We start from the raw sequence: 5,642 nt of genomic DNA, 5'->3' as shown, positions 1-5,642 counted from the left end.
TCAACAACCGCAATTGTCCGCCGAGGAGATGTTAGCCGTCACCACAGCTACAGTTTCGCGTTTAATTGCCGATGATAAATTTGTCGTCGCCGTCGGGGGTGAACACGCTATCACTACGGGAGTAGTACAAGCTTATCGACAGGCTTTATCTGACCCTTTTACGGTGGTTCAAATTGATGCCCATGGCGATATGCGTTTTGAGTACGAAGGCTCCCACCATAACCACGCCTGTGTGATGCGTCGGGTGTTAGAAATGGGTTTACCGACCTTACCCGTGGGAATTCGGGCTATTTGTCGAGAAGAAGCCGAATTAATCGCTAAACAGCAGATTCCCGTGATTTGGGATCGAGATATCGCTAGGGATGCGGAGTTATGCTGCTTTCGCCAACACAACTTTCAGGAGCCTCCAACTTCAATCACTTCTCCTGGAGAGACTTTATCTAATAGGCTACAGGCATCTGGCATTAGGGGAAGTAAGTCAGAAAGTTTGTTGCTGGTTGCTACAAGAACAATAACTGCCACTCCAGTTTGCTGTAAATTTTGCTGATAACGCAAATTTTGATCTGTAGTGAGGAGAATCGTGAAACCCTCCTGAATCATCAGCCTCAGCAACTCACCGTTCTTTTTCCCTGACCATCCCATCTCAACAACTGTGCATACCTCGTAATCGGCAAGCTCACGCTTTAACGGGCGTGGGGCGCATTCATCAAGCAGGATTCGCATAGGCTGTCAACATTTCCTTTGCTAATTCAAGGGCTGAGATCGCCTGTTCTCGACTGACACTGGGAAAATGCTCTAGAAATACCTCTAATGAATCACCAGCCTCAAGATAATCAAGTAGGGTTCTCATCGGCACACGAGTTCCTACAAAAACAGGGGTTCCCCCTAGAATGTCGGGATCACTGTGAACAACACGGGATATTAATTCCATAACAAATATATCCAACTGGCTACTAGCTTTTATAGTCATTGTATCCTAAAGTCATTTAAACTAAACTTAGTTTGTGGACTTAGTTTTTTAAGAGCATGGAAACTGTAAACATTCATCAGGCTAAAACAAACCTTTCTCGGCTATTGTCCCGTGTGGAACTCGGAGAGGAAATCGTTATTTCAAACCGAGGTATTCCAATTGCTAAACTTGTTCCATTTCGGACATCTTTAGATCGACGGTCTAGTTTAGGACAAGATCGAGGGATGTTTACCGTACCAGATGATTTTAATGCCCCTTTACCAGAAGATATTTTGGTAGCATTTGAGGGTGGTGCGGAGTGAGACTTTTACTGGATACACAATGCTGGCTGTGGTGGTTTGCCCAACCAGACAAGTTAAGTGAGAATGTAATTGAACAAATTGCCAACGAAAGCAATGAAGTGTGGTTTTCTGTTGCCAGTGTTTGGGAGATGGGAATTAAAGTCTCAATCGGTAAATTACCACTGCCAGAGCAAATAGATAATTATGTCTCTACTCGAATGACCCAACTAGGAGCTAGATCGTTAGAGATCAATGCTTCTCATGCTTTGCGGGCGGCTGCATTGCCTTTACATCATCGTGATCCTTTTGACCGAATGCTGATTGCACAAGCTCAGGTAGAAGATATGACACTTGTGAGTGCGGATTCAACATTTAATCAATATGAAGTGTCTTTGCTTTGGGCAGCTAGTTCTTAGTCATAAACACAGAATTTCAGCTGCCTTCTAGATGTTCGTCAACCAAATTCTGTGTAGTTGCAATTATTAACTCGCACATTTTTGCAACTAATTGACTGTCATTTCTGGAAGACTCCAAAGTGACTTGACACTGACCTGCACAAGAGCCTTCAATTTCACAGCCTTTGCAGAAATGGTTCTTACAGCTTCAATCAATGTGCATGGTGCGTTCCCCAAAAATCTATTAGTGGAGCGGTAGGACTTGCATTAGGGAACGCACCCTACAAGATTGCTACCAGATCGGCGATCTGCTACGCAGTGCCTTTGGCATCGCACTAGGATTTAGCTTTTAAAGGAAATCTCTCAGGATTTTTAATAATTTCTTTGCTTAAATCTACATCTAAATCTGGCCAATAAAAATGATTAGGAAAAGGCTCTTGTATATTTAAAATTTTTCTAATAGGGACATCTTCAAACCAAGGAAAATCTTGATAGGAAAGAAACATTTCTTCATTGTTTGCCAGAATCCATATTCCATGGGAAGAAATATGAGTGACTTCAGATTGAGAAGTGTTTTGTCCAAGCATTTCTAAGTTCATTTTGTCGTTCCTCAATAATAGTTTCTATCGCTTGAAGTTGTTTTCGAGATAGGTTATAATTACGAGCTAATTCAATTTGTGGTTCAAGCCAAAATTTAGCTTCTCCTTCTGCACAATGAACATGAACGTGCATTCTTGTTTCTTCGCGGGAAAAGAAAAAGAAGCGATAGCCATCTTCTCGGAAAACAGTTGGACTCATCAGAAATCTAATCAGGATGATTGATGCTTACGCTTTATTTATTATAGCAAATATTCAGTTAAAAATACAAGAGGGAGAAGTAAGAGCATAAAAATTCCCCTTAACTGGTCTAAAATTAAGGGGGAATGAGTTATATAAAAAAGCAATTTAACCGATGTTAGTGGGTTCTTTTTCGATCAATCGGTGGAGCGGTAGAAGTTACATTGGGGAACGCACCCTACAAGATTGCGATCGCACTACTCGACTTGTGGTAGATTCTTCTTCCAAATTTTACAAAATTCACCATACGCTGGCCGAAAGAAACGTTTGACTGCTATTGCCGCAATTACAGGTGCTAATGCAGCGGGAACAGCGAGTTGTGAAATTAGCAATCCAGCAATTGCTGATGCGATCGCTACTTCACTGACCCCCGTGGCAGTAATCAGTTGTTTGCGATCTTCCAAATCTTCATCTTCTGAACCACAAGCAAGCTTGTAAGCTTCTACAGCCCAACGGTCAAATATATTTTTGCCCAACTCCAAAACTTCCTCTTTAGCTCCCATTTGAGCTTGGCTATAGATCACTTGCGGTTCTAGAGAACTAGCTTTCTCAGGTTCTGCCTGAATAGCTTGGTCAAGAATTCCGAGTTGCTCGTAAAGTTGGCTTTCCTCAGCCTTTAATAGTTTCTTAACTATAGGTTCTGCTTGGTTGGCTAAATCTGACATAGCAATTGCTCCTAAATGAATTGTTTTTACCTATTGGGGTATACCGCTTCTCAGGGGTCTGAGGAGCTTTCTGTTGAAACGTTAGTAGTGGCTGGCATTGTTAACGGTTTAAGGATAGCTGGTTGAAAACACGTTGTGGCTGAACCAAATAGGGTATAAGCCAGTCCAAGAGGATTCTTTAATTTCATAAAATGAGATCGGGCATTCAGCAATGCATTCCCAACTGTTTCACCTGCTAGTAAATCTCCCAAAAACTTCTCAGAGAATGGGTGTGCAAATTCAACCGTCATTGGACATTCAGTACCGATAACTCCCCTAGCTCCTCGATCTATAAAAAAGTCAATAAAGCTGTCAGACAATGATGGAGTAATCTGGGCAGACTCGCACATATTCAAGAATACTAGAGGCTTGAAGCTAAATTTGCTTTCTATATTGTCGTATAACTGATCAAGATACAATCTGCCGTAGGTAAGCTCAATCCAAGAACGGTTAGGCTCAAACTTATCTTGCTTTACACTATCATAAAGAAATTTCCAGAGTTCATGTCTTGGATCGTCTTCCTGCAACTTCTCATAACGGTTAGTAAATAATTGTAGATTCTCTCCAACTCCTATATCAGCTTGGCGATTACGAGTATAGCCGTGTGTATAGAAATAGAGAATATGGGCATCGCAGTCATCTAGAAGAGCAGAACAGTCATCAGCATCGGTAATGGGGGGGATAGTAATCTCAAGTTTGTCTGGATTGCACCCCGTCCAATTCTCCATCAATACCTTCTGCTCGTCAGCATTGCGAAATTGCGCCCAGAGCATAAAAGCAACTCTCAGTTTATCTTGAATTTGCACGGGCTTATCCGTACCTTTATTTTGGTTTGGAAACTGTTGCTCAATACAGTACCGCAATCCCCAAAAGCCTTCAGTATCTGGAAGCTCGTAATGCTTTCTCGGCACTTTATGATCGTAAATCAAAGCCCACGGAAATACAAAGTCTGTAGCGTTATCAGCAAGAGAAACTTGAATAATTGCTCCCTTTTGAAGTGGATTGTCTTCTAACCATTTACCAACTTTATGCATTGAGCTATCACTATCAAGTTGAAATAATTTCACCCACAGATTTCGTCCTGCTTGGGCAAGCTTGCGAATGTTATCAAGAAACTCCCCCTCATCACCTTCCACTCTTTCAGTGAATGTCTTGCTCATTGCAATGTCATACCAAGTTTCACGAATGGTAAGCAGAGCATCTTCTAAATCTGGAGTAGGCAGATAGATTGGTGCAGTAAACTCAACCTTTTGAGCCAAATTATTGTAGAAAGCAAAGTTGAATAGAAAACGCTCATTCTCCTTAATAATATCTATATGCATTGCCTTAGGCTGAACTTCATCAAAATCGAGATACTCACGCTCTAATCTTTCTTGTCTAAATGAGATTGGTTTCTTCAATCCCAGTTTTGATTGGCTTGAGTCGTCGAATTTCCCTACAACTTCGGCTTGAATAACGGAAACTTCGAGAAGATTGAATTTATAGTAAGCGCGTATGCGAATTGAAGCTAAATCCTTATCACTTGCTGATTGGTGGAGCGGACGAACTTGAAAATAGGCATTTTCGGTAGAATCTCCCATAGGTGGCAGTAGCAGCGTTTGAACAGGTTCTTTAATTTCAAAACCATCCCCTTCAGCAGTGATTGTGATAGTCACTGATTCTTGCTGCTTTGGCTCTCGAATAGGACGACGTTCTGTCTCTTGACTTGGCAAACCTACTGGTGTGCCACGAACAGCTACTTCCAATTGATACCATTGCCCACATCTTAAGACATGACCATCGGATACTTTAGTTTCAAAATCGTTTACATTGTTGTAAAAAGTGAGATCGGCATATCTAGATTCTGAAGCTTTTTCTAAAGTTATTGAGGGGGCAACTTCCAAAGCCCACCTAGCTTTTTTTTCTTCAGGTAATTCAAAATGAAGATTGCTGGGTGGTGCCATAAAGTAACAAGTGCCACGATCATCATCTCTCTTACTCAAACGTGTCTTGTTAATTAGTTGATACACTACGCTCAAAGTGGAAAGAGCTACTTCTCTAACAGCTAGATTAGCCTCTTCTGAGAGACCAATTATAAGCTCTACCACAGTCCTAGCTGATTCTGAAAGCCTAATATTGTATGTATCCTTATAAATATGGAACCAGCTTGGAAATGGCTCGTGTTCAATATTAAATTCTCTCGCGTACTTTTCAATGGCATTGATAATTAAAATCTGAACTTGTGGGTTATTATGTCTCAAGGCATTAATAACTGCATTGACAGCGTGTTCGCTGTGGAGTTTGAGTAATTCATCTGCTGCGGTCTTGCGTGTTGATTCGGTTCTTCGTTACTTGGTATGGTTCGATAGGGGGGCATAAATCGACTAAATCCTTATCTGGCAAGAGACTTAATTGATTAGTTCGCTCTAGAAAAAAACAATTAACAAAAATCGCTAAATGCCTTTCTATATAAGGG

8 protein-coding genes and 1 pseudogene are annotated in these 5,642 nt (G+C 41.2%); 3 read left to right on the top strand and 6 right to left on the bottom strand.

Annotated elements, in window-relative coordinates; all coding sequences use genetic code 11:
* A pseudogene (locus tag IM509_RS00270) lies at positions 1 to 364 on the top strand (arginase family protein); the annotation flags it as partial.
* Positions 365 to 396: 32 nt separating this feature from the next.
* Here IM509_RS00270 and IM509_RS00265 read toward each other — a convergent pair.
* Complete coding sequence (locus IM509_RS00265) at positions 397 to 723, bottom strand: DUF5615 family PIN-like protein (RefSeq protein ID WP_170863964.1); 327 nt, start codon at positions 721 to 723, stop codon at positions 397 to 399.
* Positions 707 to 970 carry a DUF433 domain-containing protein gene (locus IM509_RS00260; protein WP_072927957.1) on the bottom strand — a complete coding sequence of 88 codons (264 nt, stop codon included), beginning with the start codon at positions 968 to 970 and terminating at the stop codon, positions 707 to 709. Before IM509_RS00260 ends, IM509_RS00265 begins: the two co-directional genes overlap by 17 nt.
* Before the next feature lie 56 nt (positions 971 to 1,026).
* On the opposite strand from IM509_RS00260, the gene IM509_RS00255 reads away from it, so the two are divergent.
* Positions 1,027 to 1,272: a type II toxin-antitoxin system Phd/YefM family antitoxin gene (locus tag IM509_RS00255; RefSeq protein WP_008201147.1), complete on the top strand. Its 246-nt coding sequence runs from the start codon at positions 1,027 to 1,029 to the stop codon at positions 1,270 to 1,272.
* Positions 1,269 to 1,667 (top strand): type II toxin-antitoxin system VapC family toxin, encoded by a 399-nt coding sequence (locus IM509_RS00250; RefSeq protein ID WP_061430710.1) that lies wholly within the window; start codon positions 1,269 to 1,271, stop codon positions 1,665 to 1,667. The genes IM509_RS00255 and IM509_RS00250 overlap by 4 nt, the downstream gene beginning before the upstream one ends.
* A 314-nt stretch (positions 1,668 to 1,981) precedes the next feature.
* Here IM509_RS00250 and IM509_RS00245 read toward each other — a convergent pair whose 3' ends face one another.
* The 4 genes from IM509_RS00245 to IM509_RS00230 form a co-directional block, all read right to left on the bottom strand.
* Positions 1,982 to 2,245 (bottom strand): DUF2442 domain-containing protein, encoded by a 264-nt coding sequence (locus tag IM509_RS00245; RefSeq protein ID WP_185237161.1) that lies wholly within the window; start codon positions 2,243 to 2,245, stop codon positions 1,982 to 1,984.
* Complete coding sequence (locus IM509_RS00240) at positions 2,205 to 2,444, bottom strand: DUF4160 domain-containing protein (RefSeq protein ID WP_110579599.1); 240 nt, start codon at positions 2,442 to 2,444, stop codon at positions 2,205 to 2,207. The genes IM509_RS00245 and IM509_RS00240 overlap by 41 nt, the downstream gene beginning before the upstream one ends.
* Before the next feature lie 236 nt (positions 2,445 to 2,680).
* Entirely contained in the window at positions 2,681 to 3,148 is a 468-nt protein-coding gene (locus IM509_RS00235) for a hypothetical protein (protein WP_110579598.1), read from the bottom strand.
* A gap of 50 nt (positions 3,149 to 3,198) precedes the next feature.
* Entirely contained in the window at positions 3,199 to 5,427 is a 2,229-nt protein-coding gene (locus tag IM509_RS00230) for a CHAT domain-containing protein (protein ID WP_185237160.1), read from the bottom strand.
* Positions 5,428 to 5,642 lie beyond the last annotated feature (215 nt).

The organism is Microcystis sp. M31BS1 (assembly GCF_020245285.1).
Lineage (GTDB): Bacteria > Cyanobacteriota > Cyanobacteriia > Cyanobacteriales > Microcystaceae > Microcystis > Microcystis panniformis.
This window is presented reverse-complemented; position numbering and strand designations above follow the sequence as displayed.

What these genes read in the sequence shown, in the direction of transcription:
- IM509_RS00265 (WP_170863964.1), bottom strand. Translation starts at nt 723, where the DNA reads ATGCGAATCCTGCTTGATGAATGCGCCCCACGCCCGTTAAAGCGTGAG.
- IM509_RS00260 (WP_072927957.1), bottom strand. Translation starts at nt 970, where the DNA reads ATGACTATAAAAGCTAGTAGCCAGTTGGATATATTTGTTATGGAATTA.
- IM509_RS00255 (WP_008201147.1), top strand. Translation starts at nt 1,027, where the DNA reads ATGGAAACTGTAAACATTCATCAGGCTAAAACAAACCTTTCTCGGCTA.
- IM509_RS00245 (WP_185237161.1), bottom strand. Translation starts at nt 2,245, where the DNA reads ATGAACTTAGAAATGCTTGGACAAAACACTTCTCAATCTGAAGTCACT.
- IM509_RS00240 (WP_110579599.1), bottom strand. Translation starts at nt 2,444, where the DNA reads ATGAGTCCAACTGTTTTCCGAGAAGATGGCTATCGCTTCTTTTTCTTT.
- IM509_RS00235 (WP_110579598.1), bottom strand. Translation starts at nt 3,148, where the DNA reads ATGTCAGATTTAGCCAACCAAGCAGAACCTATAGTTAAGAAACTATTA.